The sequence below is a fragment of the Streptomyces sp. NPDC043738 genome, assembly GCF_056436545.1.
This window is the reverse complement of the sequence record NZ_JBWKCJ010000044.1, coordinates 37,885-52,636: the sequence shown is the minus strand read 5'-3', so window position 1 is coordinate 52,636 and position 14,752 is coordinate 37,885. Positions and strand designations below refer to the sequence as shown.

Sequence of the window (14,752 nt, the reverse complement as noted above, 5' to 3'; positions counted from 1 at the left end):
TTGCGGGTGCGCTTGGGCTTGGCGGGCGCGTCGGTGGTGCCTTCGGCGGTCTCCACCGCGGCGTCGGCGGCCTTGGCGGCGGCCGTCTTCCGGGTGCGCTTGGGCTTGGCCGGTGCCTCGGCGGTGTCCGCGGCGGCCTCGGCGACGGGCTTGGCGGCGGCCTTGCGGGTGCGCTTGGGCTTGGCGGGCGCGTCGGTGGTGCCTTCGGCGGTCTCCACCGCGGCGTCGGCGGCCTTGGCGGCGGCCGTCTTCCGGGTCCGCTTCGGCTTGGCCGGTGCCGCGTCCACCACGGCGTCCGCGGTCTCCGTCACCACGGCCGGTGCCGTCTCGACGGCGGCCTTGGCGGCGCTGCGGGTACGGCGGCGCGGTGCGGCGGGTGCCTCGACGGCCTCCGTCACCACGGCGGCCTCGGTGGCGACCGCCGCGCTCTGCGCCGCGGCGAGCGCGATCGCCGCGGTCTCGACGGTCTGGAAGGTCGTCTCCGTCTCCACCGGACGGGCGGCACGGGTACGGCGCCGGCGCGGCTTGGCGGGCTCGGCCGGAGCCTCGGTCACCACGGCGACGGTCTCCGCGGCCTCGGTGGCCGGGGCGGGTACGGCTGCCGCCACCGCGGTCTGGCTGCCGCGGGTACGCCGGCGCCGGCGCGGCTGACGCGGTGCCTCGGCGGCCGGGGCGTCCCCGGCGGCCGGCGACCCGGTCTGCTGCGCCTCGGAGGCGGCCGGGTCTTCCAGCGCTGCGCCGCCGCGGGTACGGCGGCGCTGACGCGGGGTACGGGTGCGCGGCGGGCGCTCCTCCGTCACGACGGCGGCGCCGCCCTTGCGGGAGCCGCGGCCGCGGCCGCCGGTCTCGCCCAGGTCCTCGACCTCTTCCGCCGCGAGCCCGGCCCGGGTGCGCTCGGCGCGCGGCAGCACGCCCTTGGTGCCCTGGGGGATGTGCAGCTGCTCGTACAGGTGCGGCGAGGTGGAGTAGGTCTCCTCCGGCTCGTCGAACGGCAGGTCCAGCGCCTTGTTGATCAGCTTCCAGCGCGGGATGTCGTCCCAGTCGACGAGGGTGACCGCGGTGCCCTTGGCGCCCGCCCGGCCGGTGCGGCCGATGCGGTGCAGGTAGGTCTTCTCGTCCTCGGGGGACTGGTAGTTGATGACGTGCGTCACACCCTCGACGTCGATGCCGCGGGCGGCGACGTCGGTGCAGACCAGGACGTCGACCTTGCCGTTGCGGAAGGCGCGCAGCGCCTGCTCGCGGGCGCCCTGGCCGAGGTCGCCGTGCACCGCGCCGGACGCGAAGCCGCGCCGGGAGAGCTGGTCGGCGATGTCGGCGGCGGTCCGCTTCGTACGGCAGAACACCATCGCCAGGCCCCGGCCCTCGGCCTGCAGGATGCGCGCGACCATCTCCGGCTTGTCCATGGAGTGCGCGCGGAAGACGTGCTGGGTGATGTTGGCGACCGTCGCGCCCTCGTCGTCCGGCGCGGTGGCGCGGATGTGCGTGGGCTGCGACATGTAGCGACGGGCCAGCGAGATGACCTGGCCGGGCATGGTCGCGGAGAACAGCATGGTCTGCCGCTTGGCCGGCAGCAGCTGGATGATCTTCTCGACGTCGGGCAGGAAGCCCAGGTCGAGCATCTCGTCGGCCTCGTCCAGGACGAGGGTGCGCACGTGTGAGAGGTCCAGCTTCTTCTGGCCCGCGAGGTCCAGCAGCCGGCCGGGCGTGCCGACGACGACGTCGACGCCCTTCTTCAGCGCCTCGACCTGCGGCTCGTAGGCACGGCCGCCGTAGATCGCCAGGACCCGGACGTTGCGGACCTTGCCGGCGGTGAGCAGGTCGTTGGTGACCTGCTGGCACAGCTCGCGGGTGGGGACGACGACGAGGGCCTGCGGCGCCTCGGTCAGCTGCTCGGGCTGCGAGCGGCCCGCCTCGACGTCCACGGGGACCGTGACGCGCTCGATGAGCGGCAGGCCGAAGCCCAGGGTCTTGCCCGTGCCGGTCTTGGCCTGGCCGATGACGTCGTTGCCGGAGAGGGCGACGGGGAGCGTCAGCTCCTGGATGGGGAAGGGGGAGATGATGCCGACGGCCTCCAGGGCCTCGGCCGTCTCGGGGAAAATCCCGAGGTCTCGGAACGTAGACAGAATCTTGCCTCTTCTGTGAGACGCGGCGTGAGGCGGCGAAGGGGGTCGTACCGCTCCGTCGTACGGGTTCGTACGGGTCGGCCTGATGACGGCCGATGGGGCGGGACCACTGCCAACGCTCAGGCACTCCTGCCGCGAGCGGTGTCCCTCCTGCTGTGCGTATATCTCGTACGCGCCGCGGGGGAGGGCGGTCGGTTTGGAGCCGATCGGGCCACCGACCGGGCATCCGCTTCGTGGAACGACCCACCGGTTACCGGCAGGTCCAATACCACTGTACCCCGGATATCGCGTACCCATCCGAAGGCTTGTATGAGTGAGGAATACATCACGTCGGGGCGCGGCGCTCGTCCGCGGCCCGCGAGACGTTCCCGCGGCCGGGCGGAAGTGGCTGACCAGGGCCTTCCCCCCGCCGCCCGGCGGGCTATTGTGCCGGTCATGGGAACGCCTGACAACGCCGCGGCTGACGCGCAAGAACTCACCGGGATCGCCGCCCAGAACTGGGTGCAGGCATCCGCCGACCCGCAGTACCGGGCCGCCGTGATCGACCTGCTCGGCGCCCTCGCATACGGCGAGCTGTCCGCCTTCGAGCGCCTGGCGGAGGACGCCAAGCTGGCGCCGACGATGGACGACAAGGCCGAGCTGGCCAAGATGGCCTCGGCCGAGTTCCACCACTTCGAGCGGCTGCGGGAGCGGCTCGCGCAGATCGAGGCGGAGCCGAACGAGGCCATGGAGCCGTTCGCCGCCGCACTGGACGAGTTCCACCGCCAGACGGCGCCGTCGGACTGGCTGGAGGGCCTGGTCAAGGCGTACGTCGGTGATTCGATCGCCAGTGACTTCTACCGCGAGGTCGCAGCGCGGCTCGACTCCGACACCCGCGATCTGGTGCTGGCCGTGCTGGACGACACCGGGCACGCGTCCTTCGCCGTCGAGAAGGTGCGCGCGGCCATCGAGGCCGAACCGCGGGTCGGCGGGCGGCTGGCGCTGTGGGCGCGGCGGCTGATGGGCGAGGCGCTCTCGCAGGCGCAGCGGGTCGTCGCGGACCGCGACGCGCTCTCCACGATGCTGGTGGGCGGGGTCGCCGACGGCTTCGACCTGGCCGAGGTGGGTCGGATGTTCTCCCGGATCACCGAGGCGCACACCAAGCGGATGGCGGCGCTGGGGCTCGCGGCCTGACCTCGACCCGCTGACGGCGGCGCCGGGTGGTTCAGGCCGTCCGGTGCCCCTTCAGCGGTGCGGCCGGCCGCCGAAGACGGTGGCGCGGCGGGCGCGCCACGACCGAGAGCAGCGCCGCACCCACGGCGAGCGCGGCGACAAGTACCTGTACGGGGTACCCGGGGCCGAGGATCGAGCGGGTCAGCAGGGCGCCGAGCAGCGCCGCCACCGGGCCGGTCGCCAGCGTGAGGGTGCGCGCGGGGAAGCGGTCGGGCAGCCAGTGCACGGCGGACAGGGCGATGGCCAGGCCGATGAGGACGGCTCCGAGCGCTTCCCAGATCATGCTGTTCCCTCCCGCGTGCCGGTGTTCCCGCGCTGGTGGGCGCGGTGCCGATCGGACGAACAAATCGGTCGTAGGCGGTCGTACCCAGGGGGCGGCGGCAGCAACCCTCCCGCCGCGGGTCCCCTGCCTGATCAGCGCAGCCGGGCCGCCCCGAACGGCCTGATCTGCGGAAATCCGGAACCGGAAGCGGGACGAGAGCGGACCGGAACGGAAGAAGGGGACGGTGCCCGGGAATCCCCGGGCCACCGCCCCCTTGTTGTCTCTTCGCTCACGGACGCCGCTGCCGGCGCCCCGCCGGTCAGAGCGCGCCGAACCCGACCTTGCGGCCGGCCGGCTCGCCGAGCTCCACATAGGCCAGCCGGTCCGCCGGGACCAGGACCTTGCGGCCGTGTTCGTCCACCAGCTTCAGCAGCTCCGACTTGCCGGCCAGCGCGTCGGACACCGCGCGCTCGACCTCCTCGGCAGACTGCCCGCTCTCCAGAACGATCTCGCGGGGCGCGTGCTGCACGCCGATCTTGACCTCCACGGCTTTTGTCCCTCCGACGGTCTGGGGGTCCCCAGCCTCAGCTGGGGGAGGATGCGCGGCAATCCGCGCTGTACCCAGCACACATTAGCCCGGTACGGGGACGCGCAGGACGCCCTGGACCACGCCAGCAGCGAACACGGTCAGTGCGTGTCGCTGCCGTGCAGCGGGAAGCCGGCGATGCCCTTCCAGGCGAGCGAGGTCAGCAGCTGCACCGCGGTGTCCCGCGGAACCTGGCTGCCGGAGGAGAGCCAGTAGCGCGCCACCACCTGGGAGACCCCGCCCAGCCCCACGGCGAGCAGCATCGACTCGTCCTGCGACAGGCCGGTGTCCTCGGCGATCACCGCGCTTATGGCCTCCGCGCACTCCAGGGACACCTTGTCCACGCGCTCGCGCACGGCCGGCTCATTGGTCAGGTCCGACTCGAAGACCAGGCGGAACGCGCCGCCCGGGTCCTCCACGTAGGCGAAGTAGGCGTCCATCGTGGCCGCGACCCGCTGCTTGTTGTCGGTCGTCGAGGCCAGCGCCGAGCGCACCGACTGCAGCAGCGCCTCGCAGTGCTGGTCGAGCAGCGCGAGGTAGAGGTCCAGCTTGCCCGGGAAGTGCTGGTAGAGCACCGGCTTGCTGACGCCCGCCCGCTCGGCGATGTCGTCCATGGCGGCCGCGTGGTAGCCCTGGGCGACGAAAACCTCCTGGGCCGCGCCCAGAAGCTGATTGCGCCGGGCTCGGCGTGGCAGGCGTGTGCCCCGCGGGCGCGCCGCCTCGGTCTGCTCGATGGCGCTCACGCTGCCTCCCAGAAATCGTTCCGTACGCGGTCCGTACAAGGTGGTGCACCGCGCCCGCCATCGTACTTTTGGGTAACCCGGCTGTGCGCGGTCCGGGGTGAGAATTTCTGTCCGGTACGGCATCCGCAACCCGACATAACGCCCCAGGTCATCGGTATTCGTCTTCGTTGAGTTCGACTACGCGGGCCTGTTCGGCGCGATCCGCCTCGTTGGCCGCGTCCGGGTCGGCGCCGGTCAGCGGCTCGTCGCGGTGCGGAGAGAGGTCGGTGTACTGCTCCGCGGCGTCCGCTTCCGGGGCTTCCACGTCAATTTCGGTGGCGGCCTCCTCGTCCTCGAAAGTGTCCGGGTCTGTCGGGTCGACGCGCATGGTGGCTCCCTTTCTCGCGGACTTCCTCGTGGACTCGCTTCGTCGGCCGGTGCCAGGCGTGACAGCAGGGCCTCGGGGCGACTGCCCTTGCCTACGAGCCTAGGAGAGCCGCCGCGGCAGCGCGATGCGGTGTGTGACCGCGAACACACAATCGGGGGCGTGATCGTCTCGTAACATCGACCCCATGTCTTCGACCGAGTCGCCGGACACCGCGACCGCAGCCCTCCCGGTGCCGCCGGCCGGCCCCGGTCGGCGCGGCGCGGCGGAGACGGTGCGCACCGTGACCCTGCCGGGCCTGACGCTGACCGTGCGGGCACCGGCCGGACGGGACGGCGAGGCGGACGGCGCCGGCGAGGACGGTGCCGGGCCCGGCCGCGAGCCGGCGCTGTACGTCCACGGCCTCGGCGGCTCCTCGGCGAACTGGTCCGGTCTGATGCCGCTGCTCGCCGACCGGGTCGACGGCGAGGCGATCGACCTGCCCGGCTTCGGGCATTCGCCGCCGCCGGCCGACGGCAACTACTCCGTCTCCGGGCAGGCCCGGGTGGTCATCCGCCACCTCGACGCGGCCGGGCGCGGCCCCGTGCACCTCATCGGCAACTCCATGGGCGGCACCGTGGCGACCCGCGTGGCGGCGGCGCGGCCGGACCTGGTCCGCACCCTGACGCTGATCTCTCCGGCACTGCCCGAGCTGCGCCCGCAGCTGGCCGCGGTGCCCACGGCGCTGCTCGCCGTCCCCGGCACCGGCCGGCTCTTCGGCCGGCTCACCCGGGACTGGACCCCCGAGCGCCGCACCCGCGAGGTGCTGGCGCTCTGTTACGGCGACCCCGGACGGGTCAGCCCGGAGGGGTTCAACTCCGCGGTCGACGAGTACGCCCGGCGGCTCGAACTCCCTTACTTCTGGGAGGTGATGGAGCGCTCGGCGCGCGCTCTGGTGAACTCCTACACGCTCGGCGGGCAGCACAATTTGTGGCGTCAGGCAGAGCGGGTGCTCGCCCCGACGCTTCTCGTCTACGGTGGACGCGACCGCCTGGTGTCCTTCCGGATGGCGCGGCGGGCGGCCGCGGCGTTCCGCGGTTCGCGACTGCTGACGCTGCCGGAGGCGGGGCACGTGGCGATGATGGAGTACCCGGAGGCGGTCGCGCGGGCCGTCCGCGACCTGCTCGACTGTGAAGTGACCGATGTGACCGCCGATGCGGGCAGGAGCTGACACGCCCCGTGGGACGCCATAGCCGCCGTAGCCGGCCGGAGACCGAAGCCCCTTCGCCGACGGCCGCGCCGCCCGGTGGCGGCCGGACACCCCCGCCGGGGCCGGGCTCCGGCCGCCGCAGGCGCGAGCCGGTCGAGGGGGACACGGTGCGCGGCGGGCATCCCGAACAGCGCGAGCCGGGCGGCGGCTGGGGTGCGTTCCCCACCGCGCCGGCGGCCCCGACGGCGCCCGGACAGGGCGCGCCCAGGATTCCCCGGCCGCGCATGGAGATGTCCGGTACGCAGCCGATGGCCTTCCCCGGCGCCGCCGCGGGACCGCGTCGCGAGTATCTGGACGCCTTCGACGGGCAGGGCCCCTACGAGGCCGACGACGACGTGTTCCGGGCGGGGGCGCCCGGCGGGCAGCGGGTGCCGCCCGGCGGCCGGTTCACCGGGCGCTCGGTGGTCTTCGAGCGCGAGGGGATCGACGAGCCGGACCGGGCCGTCGCGGTGGGCGCGCAGGGCGCGGCGCCGGGCCACCCGGACGGCCCCGGCCCGGACGGGGAGTTCGACGACACGTCCGATGCGACCGAGCCGCACGGTGCCAGGAAGGGCGGCAAGGGCCGGACGTTCACCGGCGCCGCGGCCGCGGCGGTGACCACGGTGCTCGCCGTCGTCATCGCGGGCCAGGTCGCCGAGCAGCACAAGGACGGCGGGGACCCGCAGGCCAGCAGCGGCAACGACCGGGTCGACGGCGTCGGCGACGAGGCCTCCCGGTCGCAGACCAGGCCCACCCAGGACGCCAAGCCGGCCAGTTACGACGAGAAGATGACGCAGGTCTTCCCGCTGGCCGCGGACCTGACGGGCAGCGGCCGGTTCAAGCCGGCCGGCGGCGACGCCAAGGCGCCGGGCAGCGGCAAGGTGCTGCGCTACCGGGTCGACGTCGAGGAGGGACTGCCGCTGGACGGCGCGCTGTTCGCCGAGGCGGTGCACAAGACCCTCAACGACGACCGGAGTTGGGCGCACGGCGGGCAGCGGACCTTCCAGCGGGTGGCATCCGGCAGCGCCGACTTCGTGATCACGCTGGCGAGTCCGGGGACCACCGCGACGTGGTGCGCCAAGTCCGGTCTCGACACCACCGAGGACAACGTCTCCTGCGACTCGGCGGCGACCGACCGCGTCATGATCAACGCCTACCGCTGGGCGCAGGGCGCCAAGACCTACGGGCCCGACAAGATGCTCGCCTACCGCCAGATGCTGATCAACCACGAGGTCGGCCACCGGCTCGGGCACAACCACGAGGCCTGCTCCCGGCAGGGCGCACTGGCCCCGGTGATGATGCAGCAGACGAAGTTCCTGACCACGGACGGCGCGACCTGCCGCCCCAACTCCTGGCCGTTCCCCACCCAGCGCTGAACGGGCCGCGGCCCGGGCCGCCGGCCGTGGCGCTACGGGCTGTGGCGTAGCGATCACATAGCGCGGCGAAACGCCCTTGTGTGGGGAAAGTTACGTGCTTTCACCCCTTCCGGTGGCGCGACGGACAACCGTCCATCGCGCCACCGGCCCTTTTGCATAACTTCTTCCTGCCAGGTGACGGCCGTGCCGTCGCGCCAGGGTCGTCGATATGGGAGGACGGGGGTGCAGTCGTGCGCATTGGACTGCTCACCGAGGGTGGCTATCCGTATGCGTCCGGTGGATCGCATGCGTGGTGCGACCGGCTCGTGCGCGGGCTCACCGGCCATGACTTCGAGGTCTACGCCCTGAGCACGCAGGCGCGGCAGGAGGCGGGGGCGAGACCCGACCTTCCGGAGCACGTACGGCTGGTGCGCGGCGCTCCGCTGTGGGGCGACTTCCCCGCCGAGCACCTCCGGGGCGCGGACGAGCGCCGGGGCCGCGCGCCCGGCCGGCGCGAACGGCGCCGCTTCGCCGAGCACTTCGGCGATCTGGTGACGGCCTTCGCCACGGCTCCGGCCGGCGATCGGCAAACGGGGCCCGGGGGAACCCCCGACAACTCTCTGACCAGCAAGGCGGACCGTTTCGCCAGTGGTCTCTACGGGCTCGCCGAACGGGCCCGGCAGCACGGCGGACTGCCCGCCCTGCTCCGGTCCGAGGATGCCGTACGCACCCTGGAGGCCGCCTGCCACGGCCCGCGTGCGCTGCCGGCCGTCCACGGCGCACAGGTCAACGACCTGCTGGCGGTCGCCGCACAGCTCGAACTCGCGCTGCGCCCACTGTCGCTGGACTGGTACGGCGACCGGGAGACCCCCGGCCTCGACGGGGTGGACCTCTGCCACGCCGCCTCCGGCGGTGCGGCGGCCCTCCCCGGGCTGTTGGCTAAACGCTTCTTCGGTACTCCGCTGCTGGTCACCGAGTGCGGCGTACGGCTGCGCGAGCACTACCTCGCACGTGCCGCGGCGCCGCTGAGCGCTCCGGTGCGCGCGCTGCTCGCCGCCTTCCAAGGAGCGCTGGCCGCCGAGACCTACGCCCAGGCCGCCCTGATCACGCCCGGCAACACCCACGCCCGCCGCTGGCAGGAGCACTGCGGCGCCGACCGTGCCCGGCTGCGTACGGTCTACCCGGGCATGGACGCCGCTCCCTTCGCCGGGGTGGCCGACGCCCCGGCCGACGACTCCAAGACGCTGGTGTGGGTCGGTGCCGTCGAGCCCGCGAAGGACCTGGTGGCGCTGCTGCACGCGTTCGCCGAGGTCCGCAGGGCCGAGCCGGAGGCGACGCTCCGGATCATCGGCGGGGTGGGCCGCGATCCGCAGGCGCCCGGTTATCTGGCGCAGTGCCGGGCGCTGGCGGCCCAGCTCTTCCCCGACGAAGCGGTCGACGCCCGCACCGTCGGCGAGAACCCGGTCAGCTTCGAGGAGATCGGCAGTCCCGAGGTGCCGAGCCTGGCGGATGCCTATGCCTCCGGTGCGGTGGTGGTGCTCTCCAGCGTCGTCGAGGGCTTTCCGCGCTCCCTGGTGGAGGCGATGTTCTGCGGCCGGGCCACGGTGTCGACCGATGCCGGCGCGGTGTGCGAAGTCATCGGCGGCACCGGCCTGGTCGTCCCGCCGCGCAACCCCCGCGCCCTCGCCGAGGCGTGCCGTGCGCTGCTCGGCGACCCGGACCGCAGGGCCCGGCTGGGCGCGGCGGCCCGTGCGCGGGCGCTCGAACTGTTCACGGTGGAGCAGAACATCGCGGCGTTCCGCGGCATCTACCTGGAGCTGATCTCGCGCGCCCCGGCCCGCCCGGCCGACCACCGCACGCTGGACGCCCAGGGCGTACCGCAGCCCTTCGCCCGTCCCGCCGAGTCCCATGTCCCCGGCCGCTGGGCCGCGACCACCGCCGTCAAGGCGGTCGCGCCGGCCGGCCGTACGCCCAGCTGGGCGGTGCCGGAGGGGAAGCGGCCGGCCGGTGTTCCGGTGATGTCCGAGACATGAGACGGCCGGTGAGACGGAGAGGGGTGCGCGATGAGGCAGGCGAGGCCGGCATGAGGGAGATGGCAGTGGTGACGGGTGTGCTGGACGTGATGTGTGCGATGGGTGTGGTGGGCGTGGCGCTGGTCACCGGCATGGCCGATGTGGCGCACGCCGGCAACCGTGACGGGCTCCGGCGCCGTGGCCGCTCCGGCCGTCCGGCGTACGCGCGGGAGTGCACGGCGGTCGCCCCCGGCCGGCCGCCCCAGGAGCCCGCCGCCGGCCCCGGCCCCGAACAGGGTGTCTGTACGCAGGCCCCGGCAAAGGGGGACGGAGCATGACCGCGCCCGAAGGGGGCACCACCCGCGCCCCCGGAACCACGGGGGAGGACCGCCCCGCCACGGGGGAGCGGACCGCCGCCCGCCCCGCGCGCCGCGGCCCCGCTGACCCCGTACGCGCCCTGATGCACCGGCATCAGAAGCTGTGCGCACACGCCGTCGACGCGCTGGAGATCGCCGCCGGCCTGGAGGCGCACGGCGTCACCGACCGCACGGCCGCACGCTTCCGGCACCGCGACGTCTTCTCGCTCGCGGAGGAGCTCTACGCCCGGGTGCCGCGCGCCGAGCAGGGCACGCAGGAAGCGGGCGGAGCGCGGGGCCGCGGCTGGGGCGGACGCTGCGGCGCCGCACTGCAGCTGCTCCCCGGCGCGGTCTGCGGCGCGACCGTCGCCGCGCTCGCCTCAGTGGGGCACACGGCGGGCCCCGCCTTCCGTACGGCCGTCGGCGCGGCCGGCGTCGTCCTGCTGGCCCTCGCCGTCCGGCTGGCCGTACGGTCCGGGCCGCTGCGGGCGCGCCACCACGGCGCCGGCTCGCGCACCGCGGGCCTGTGGATCTGCTGGACGGCCGGGTACGCGGTGTTCGGCGACCGGCTGCTCGCGGAGCTGCTGGCCGGCGGCCCCGACCTGCCGTACGCGCCTCCACGGCCCGCCGTCGCCACCGCCGTGGCGCTCTCCCTCGCCGTCCTGCCCGCGGCCGGCTGCGCCCACTGGTTCGCGGTGCGCGGGCGACGCGACCTGGCCGCCAGCCGCGGCCTGGGCGAACTCGCCGCCCGCACCAGGCCGTTGCTGCTCGCCGCCACGGCGCTCTTCCTGGGCGCGCTGGTGGCGCTGCTCCTGGGCGCGGGAGCGGTCCTCGCAAGCGGCGGGGCGGCGGCGGTGGCCGCGGCGGCCGCGCTGGGCGTGTTGCTCTTCCTCGCCCGGCTGCTCGCCGTCCACGGCTTCCCCGAGGCGGCCGCCGCCGGCCTTGCCTCGGCCGCCGCCCTGGAAGCGCTCGCCCCGGCGCTGGTGCTGATCGCCCGGCTCCCCGGCCTGGCCCCGCTCGTCGTCCCGGTGGAGGCGCTGACCGCCCCCGCGGGAACGGCCGCGGTACCCGCCGTGGCCTGTACGGCCGCCGCCCTGGGCCTCCTGGCCTACGGGCTGCGGGCGCTCACCGGCGCCTGCGCGCACTCGCCCGGCCCCGCCGGACCGGCAAGGCCACCTGGGCCGTGACCGCGCGGACCACCCCCGGCGCCCGCCGTCCCACACCCCCACACGGGCATCCCACAGAGGCACCCCGAAACGGCCTCTTCGGACGCTTCACCGCGGACCCCTCCCCCACGTGGCCGCCGCCCCCAGGGCGGGGGCCGTCCCCGCGGCCGAAGCCGACGCACTTCCCTCGATCCGCTTTAGGAGCGCGACACATGAACGTCCAGCCGACCACACGTACCGCGGACCGGGGGGTCGCACGATGAGGGTGCTGCTCATCGGTGCCAACGGCTACCTGGGCCGCTACGTCGCCGACCGCCTGCTCGCCGACCCCGCCGTCCAGCTCACCGCCCTCGGGCGGGGCGACGACGCGGACGTCCGCTTCGACCTCGCCACCGGCAGCCCCGGGGCGCTCACCCGTTTCCTGGACGCGGTGCACCCCGGAGTGGTCGTCAACTGCGCCGGTGCCACCCGTGGCGGCGCCCGCGAGCTGACCCGGCACAACACCGTCGCGGTCGCCACCATCTGCGAATCGCTGCGCCGCAGCGGCTGCGGCGCCCGGCTCGTCCACCTGGGCTGCGCCTCCGAATACGGGCCCTCCCAGCCCGGTTCCTCGACCGCCGAGGACGCGGTGCCGCGCCCCGGAGGGCCGTACGGCGTCAGCAAACTGGCCGCCACCGAACTGGTCCTGGGCTCCGGGCTCGACGCGGTCGTCCTGCGGGTCTTCTCCCCGGTCGGTCCCGGCACCCCGGCCGGCTCGCCGCTGGGCCGGCTCGCCGAGGCGATGCGCCGCGCCATGCAGTCCGGGGACAGCGAACTCAAGCTCGGCGGGCTCGGCGTTCAGCGGGACTTCGTCGACGTACGGGATGTCGCCCGGGCCGTGCACGCCGCCTCGCTGTCGGCCGCGCAGGGCGTGGTCAACATCGGCACCGGCCGCGCCGTACGGCTGCGCGAGGCCGCCTCCGTGCTCGCCCGGGTCGCCGGCTTCGGCGGTGCGCTGCACGAACTGGACTCCCCGCCGGCCCGGCTGGTCATCCCCGGTCCGGCCGCCGAGCACGGGGCCGGCTCGCCGCCCGCCACCTACCCCTACCCGGACGGCTGCGGCACCTGGCAGCAGGCGGACGTGCGCACCGCCCGCGACCGGCTCGGCTGGCGCCCCCGGATCGTTCTGGAGGAGTCCCTCGCCGACATCTGGATGGAGGCCGCATGTCGTATCTGATCACTCCGGCCGGTGCCACCCGTGCCCCGACCGGGCCCGCCCCGCTCGGCCTCGGCGTGCCGGGCCTGGCCCATCCGCTGCTGGCGCCCACCGAATGGGCCGGGCTGCTGCGCTGCCCCCCGGGTCTGGTGCACTGGACGGTGCTCGATGTCTCCAACGGGCCCGGGACCCGCCCCGACCCGCACTGCCTGCCGGCCGCCGCCCGGCTGCGTGAGACGGGTGTCCGAGTGCTGGGACGCCTGGACATGCGCCAGGGCACACGCCCCTTCGCCGAGCTGATCTCCGACGCGCACCGCTACCTGGAGTGGTACCGCACCGACGGCTTCTGGCTGGCGAACTGCCCCGCCGACCGGGCGCTGCTGTCCGCCACCAGGCGGCTCGCCGGCGCCCTGCGCACCCTGTGCGACGGCGGCCACCTCGTCTTCGGACACGGCACCCACCCCCACCCCGGCTACGCCGAGTCCGCCGACCAGCTCGTCACCTTCGCCGGCCGCTGGGCCGACTACCGCTGGTCGCAGGTGGCCGAGTGGACGGCCGACCACGCTCCGGAGCGGTTCTGCCACCTCGTCCACAGCGTGCCGCGCACGCACCTGGACGAGGCGCTGCGGATCGCCCGCTGGCAGGGGGCGGGCACCGTGTGCGTCACCGACCGCGGGGCCGCCTCGGGGGCCGGCGGGGCCGAGGACGCCTGGGCGTCGCTGCCCGGCTACTGGGACGAAATCGTCTCGCGCATCGGACCGGGTGTCTCGGAATGAACAGGGGCGTGGCAGTGTTACGGGGAGACAAGTCAGTCCTCAGATACCGACCAACCCCCTTGTTGAGGTCATCCGTGTCGCTGCCACCCCTGGTCGAGCCCGCTTCGGAGCTCACCGTCGACGAGGTCCGCAGGTACTCCCGCCACCTGATCATCCCCGATGTCGGGATGGACGGGCAGAAGCGGCTGAAGAACGCCAAGGTGCTGTGTGTCGGCGCCGGCGGCCTGGGCTCGCCCGCGCTGATGTACCTGGCGGCGGCGGGCGTGGGGACGCTCGGCATCGTGGAGTTCGACGAGGTCGACGAGTCGAACCTCCAGCGCCAGATCATCCACAGCCAGTCGGACATCGGCCGCTCCAAGGCCGAGTCCGCGCGCGACAGCGTCAAGGGCATCAACCCGTACGTGAACGTGGTCCTTCACGAGGAGCGGCTCGAAGCCGACAATGTGATGGACATCTTCAGCCAGTACGACCTGATCGTGGACGGCACGGACAACTTCGCCACCCGCTATCTGGTCAACGACGCCTGCGTGCTGCTGAACAAGCCGTACGTGTGGGGCTCGATCTACCGCTTCGACGGCCAGGCCTCGGTCTTCTGGTCCGAGCACGGCCCCTGCTACCGCTGCCTGTACCCCGAGCCCCCGCCGCCGGGCATGGTGCCCTCCTGCGCCGAGGGCGGCGTCCTGGGCGTGCTGTGCGCCTCCATCGGCTCCATCCAGGTCAACGAGGCCATCAAGCTGCTCGCCGGCATCGGCGATCCGCTGGTCGGCCGTCTGATGATCTACGACGCACTGGAGATGACCTACCGCCAGGTCAAGGTCCGCAAGGACCCCAACTGCGCGGTCTGCGGGGAGAACCCGACCGTCACCGAGCTCATCGACTACGAGGCGTTCTGCGGTGTGGTCTCCGAGGAGGCCCAGGAAGCGGCGGCCGGCTCGACGATCACTCCTCTGCAGCTCAAGGAGTGGATCGACGCCGACGAGAAGATCGACATCATCGACGTCCGCGAGCCGAACGAGTTCGAGATCGTCTCCATCCCCGGCGCCCGCCTGATCCCGAAGAACGAGTTCCTGATGGGCAGCGCCCTCCAGGACCTCCCGCAGGACAAGAAGATCGTCCTGCACTGCAAGACGGGCGTCCGCTCGGCCGAGGTGCTGGCCGTGCTGAAGTCCGCGGGCTTCGCCGACGCGGTGCACGTCGGCGGCGGCGTCATCGGCTGGGTCAACACGGTCGAGCCGGAGAAGCCGGTTTACTAACACCCACCTCGGGGGGGGGGGGGGGGGGGGGGGGGGGGGGGGGGGGGGGGGGGGGGGGGGGGGGGGGGGGGGGGGGGGGGGGGGGGAGGGGGGGGGGGTGGGGAACGATGATGGCACTCTC

Annotated in this window: 14 protein-coding genes; 9 read left to right on the top strand and 5 right to left on the bottom strand. The window is 73.9% G+C overall.

The annotated features are described in order from the left end of the window. Nucleotides 1-2,420 (bottom strand): DEAD/DEAH box helicase (locus AC0680_RS35640; protein WP_478637184.1); only part of this gene is annotated, 2,420 nt, incomplete at its 3' end. A gap of 138 nt (nt 2,421-2,558) precedes the next feature. On the opposite strand from AC0680_RS35640, the gene AC0680_RS35635 reads away from it, so the two are divergent. Further along, a complete protein-coding gene (locus AC0680_RS35635; RefSeq protein WP_384439068.1) occupies nt 2,559-3,296 on the top strand; it encodes a ferritin-like fold-containing protein in 738 nt (245 codons plus the stop codon). Between the two features lie 31 nt (nt 3,297-3,327). Here the strand turns inward: AC0680_RS35635 and AC0680_RS35630 are convergent, their stop codons facing one another. The 4 genes from AC0680_RS35630 to AC0680_RS35615 form a co-directional block, all read right to left on the bottom strand. Continuing rightward, entirely contained in the window at nt 3,328-3,618 is a 291-nt protein-coding gene (locus AC0680_RS35630) for a hypothetical protein (protein WP_478637183.1), read from the bottom strand. A 298-nt stretch (nt 3,619-3,916) separates the two neighbouring features. Further along, a complete protein-coding gene (locus tag AC0680_RS35625) occupies nt 3,917-4,144 on the bottom strand; it encodes a DUF3107 domain-containing protein (protein WP_384439074.1) in 228 nt (75 codons plus the stop codon). 140 nt (nt 4,145-4,284) lie between these two features. Beyond that, entirely contained in the window at nt 4,285-4,926 is a 642-nt protein-coding gene (locus AC0680_RS35620) for a TetR/AcrR family transcriptional regulator (RefSeq protein ID WP_384439077.1), read from the bottom strand. Nucleotides 4,927-5,074: 148 nt separating this feature from the next. After that, complete coding sequence (locus AC0680_RS35615; protein WP_384439080.1) at nt 5,075-5,293, bottom strand: hypothetical protein; 219 nt, start codon at nt 5,291-5,293, stop codon at nt 5,075-5,077. 184 nt (nt 5,294-5,477) lie between these two features. Between AC0680_RS35615 and AC0680_RS35610 the strand changes: the two genes are divergently transcribed. From AC0680_RS35610 to moeZ, 8 genes are all read left to right on the top strand, one after another. Beyond that, nucleotides 5,478-6,500, top strand: a complete 1,023-nt coding sequence (locus tag AC0680_RS35610; protein ID WP_478637182.1) for an alpha/beta fold hydrolase — start codon at nt 5,478-5,480, stop codon at nt 6,498-6,500. 8 nt (nt 6,501-6,508) lie between these two features. After that, a complete protein-coding gene (locus AC0680_RS35605; RefSeq protein ID WP_478637180.1) occupies nt 6,509-7,894 on the top strand; it encodes a DUF3152 domain-containing protein in 1,386 nt (461 codons plus the stop codon). Between the two features lie 230 nt (nt 7,895-8,124). After that, on the top strand, nt 8,125-9,906 hold the full coding sequence (locus AC0680_RS35600) for a DUF3492 domain-containing protein (RefSeq protein WP_478637178.1): 1,782 nt from the start codon (nt 8,125-8,127) through the stop codon (nt 9,904-9,906). Between the two features lie 50 nt (nt 9,907-9,956). Further along, the gene (locus tag AC0680_RS35595; RefSeq protein WP_478637176.1) at nt 9,957-10,223 is read left to right on the top strand and encodes a hypothetical protein; all 267 of its coding nucleotides are present in this window, start codon (nt 9,957-9,959) and stop codon (nt 10,221-10,223) included. Beyond that, on the top strand, nt 10,220-11,428 hold the full coding sequence (locus tag AC0680_RS35590) for a hypothetical protein (RefSeq protein ID WP_478637174.1): 1,209 nt from the start codon (nt 10,220-10,222) through the stop codon (nt 11,426-11,428). Before AC0680_RS35595 ends, AC0680_RS35590 begins: the two co-directional genes overlap by 4 nt. 238 nt (nt 11,429-11,666) lie before the next feature. Next, complete coding sequence (locus AC0680_RS35585) at nt 11,667-12,623, top strand: NAD-dependent epimerase/dehydratase family protein (protein WP_478637172.1); 957 nt, start codon at nt 11,667-11,669, stop codon at nt 12,621-12,623. Further along, a complete protein-coding gene (locus tag AC0680_RS35580; RefSeq protein ID WP_478637170.1) occupies nt 12,611-13,378 on the top strand; it encodes a spherulation-specific family 4 protein in 768 nt (255 codons plus the stop codon). Before AC0680_RS35585 ends, AC0680_RS35580 begins: the two co-directional genes overlap by 13 nt. Before the next feature lie 74 nt (nt 13,379-13,452). After that, nucleotides 13,453-14,631: an adenylyltransferase/sulfurtransferase MoeZ gene (moeZ, locus tag AC0680_RS35575; RefSeq protein WP_478637168.1), complete on the top strand. Its 1,179-nt coding sequence runs from the start codon at nt 13,453-13,455 to the stop codon at nt 14,629-14,631. The last annotated feature ends 121 nt before the right edge of the window (nt 14,632-14,752 follow it).

What these genes read in the sequence shown, in the direction of transcription:
- AC0680_RS35635 (WP_384439068.1), top strand. Translation starts at nt 2,559, where the DNA reads ATGGGAACGCCTGACAACGCCGCGGCTGACGCGCAAGAACTCACCGGG.
- AC0680_RS35630 (WP_478637183.1), bottom strand. Translation starts at nt 3,618, where the DNA reads ATGATCTGGGAAGCGCTCGGAGCCGTCCTCATCGGCCTGGCCATCGCC.
- AC0680_RS35615 (WP_384439080.1), bottom strand. Translation starts at nt 5,293, where the DNA reads ATGCGCGTCGACCCGACAGACCCGGACACTTTCGAGGACGAGGAGGCC.
- AC0680_RS35610 (WP_478637182.1), top strand. Translation starts at nt 5,478, where the DNA reads ATGTCTTCGACCGAGTCGCCGGACACCGCGACCGCAGCCCTCCCGGTG.
- AC0680_RS35595 (WP_478637176.1), top strand. Translation starts at nt 9,957, where the DNA reads ATGAGGGAGATGGCAGTGGTGACGGGTGTGCTGGACGTGATGTGTGCG.
- AC0680_RS35590 (WP_478637174.1), top strand. Translation starts at nt 10,220, where the DNA reads ATGACCGCGCCCGAAGGGGGCACCACCCGCGCCCCCGGAACCACGGGG.
- AC0680_RS35585 (WP_478637172.1), top strand. Translation starts at nt 11,667, where the DNA reads ATGAGGGTGCTGCTCATCGGTGCCAACGGCTACCTGGGCCGCTACGTC.
- AC0680_RS35580 (WP_478637170.1), top strand. Translation starts at nt 12,611, where the DNA reads ATGTCGTATCTGATCACTCCGGCCGGTGCCACCCGTGCCCCGACCGGG.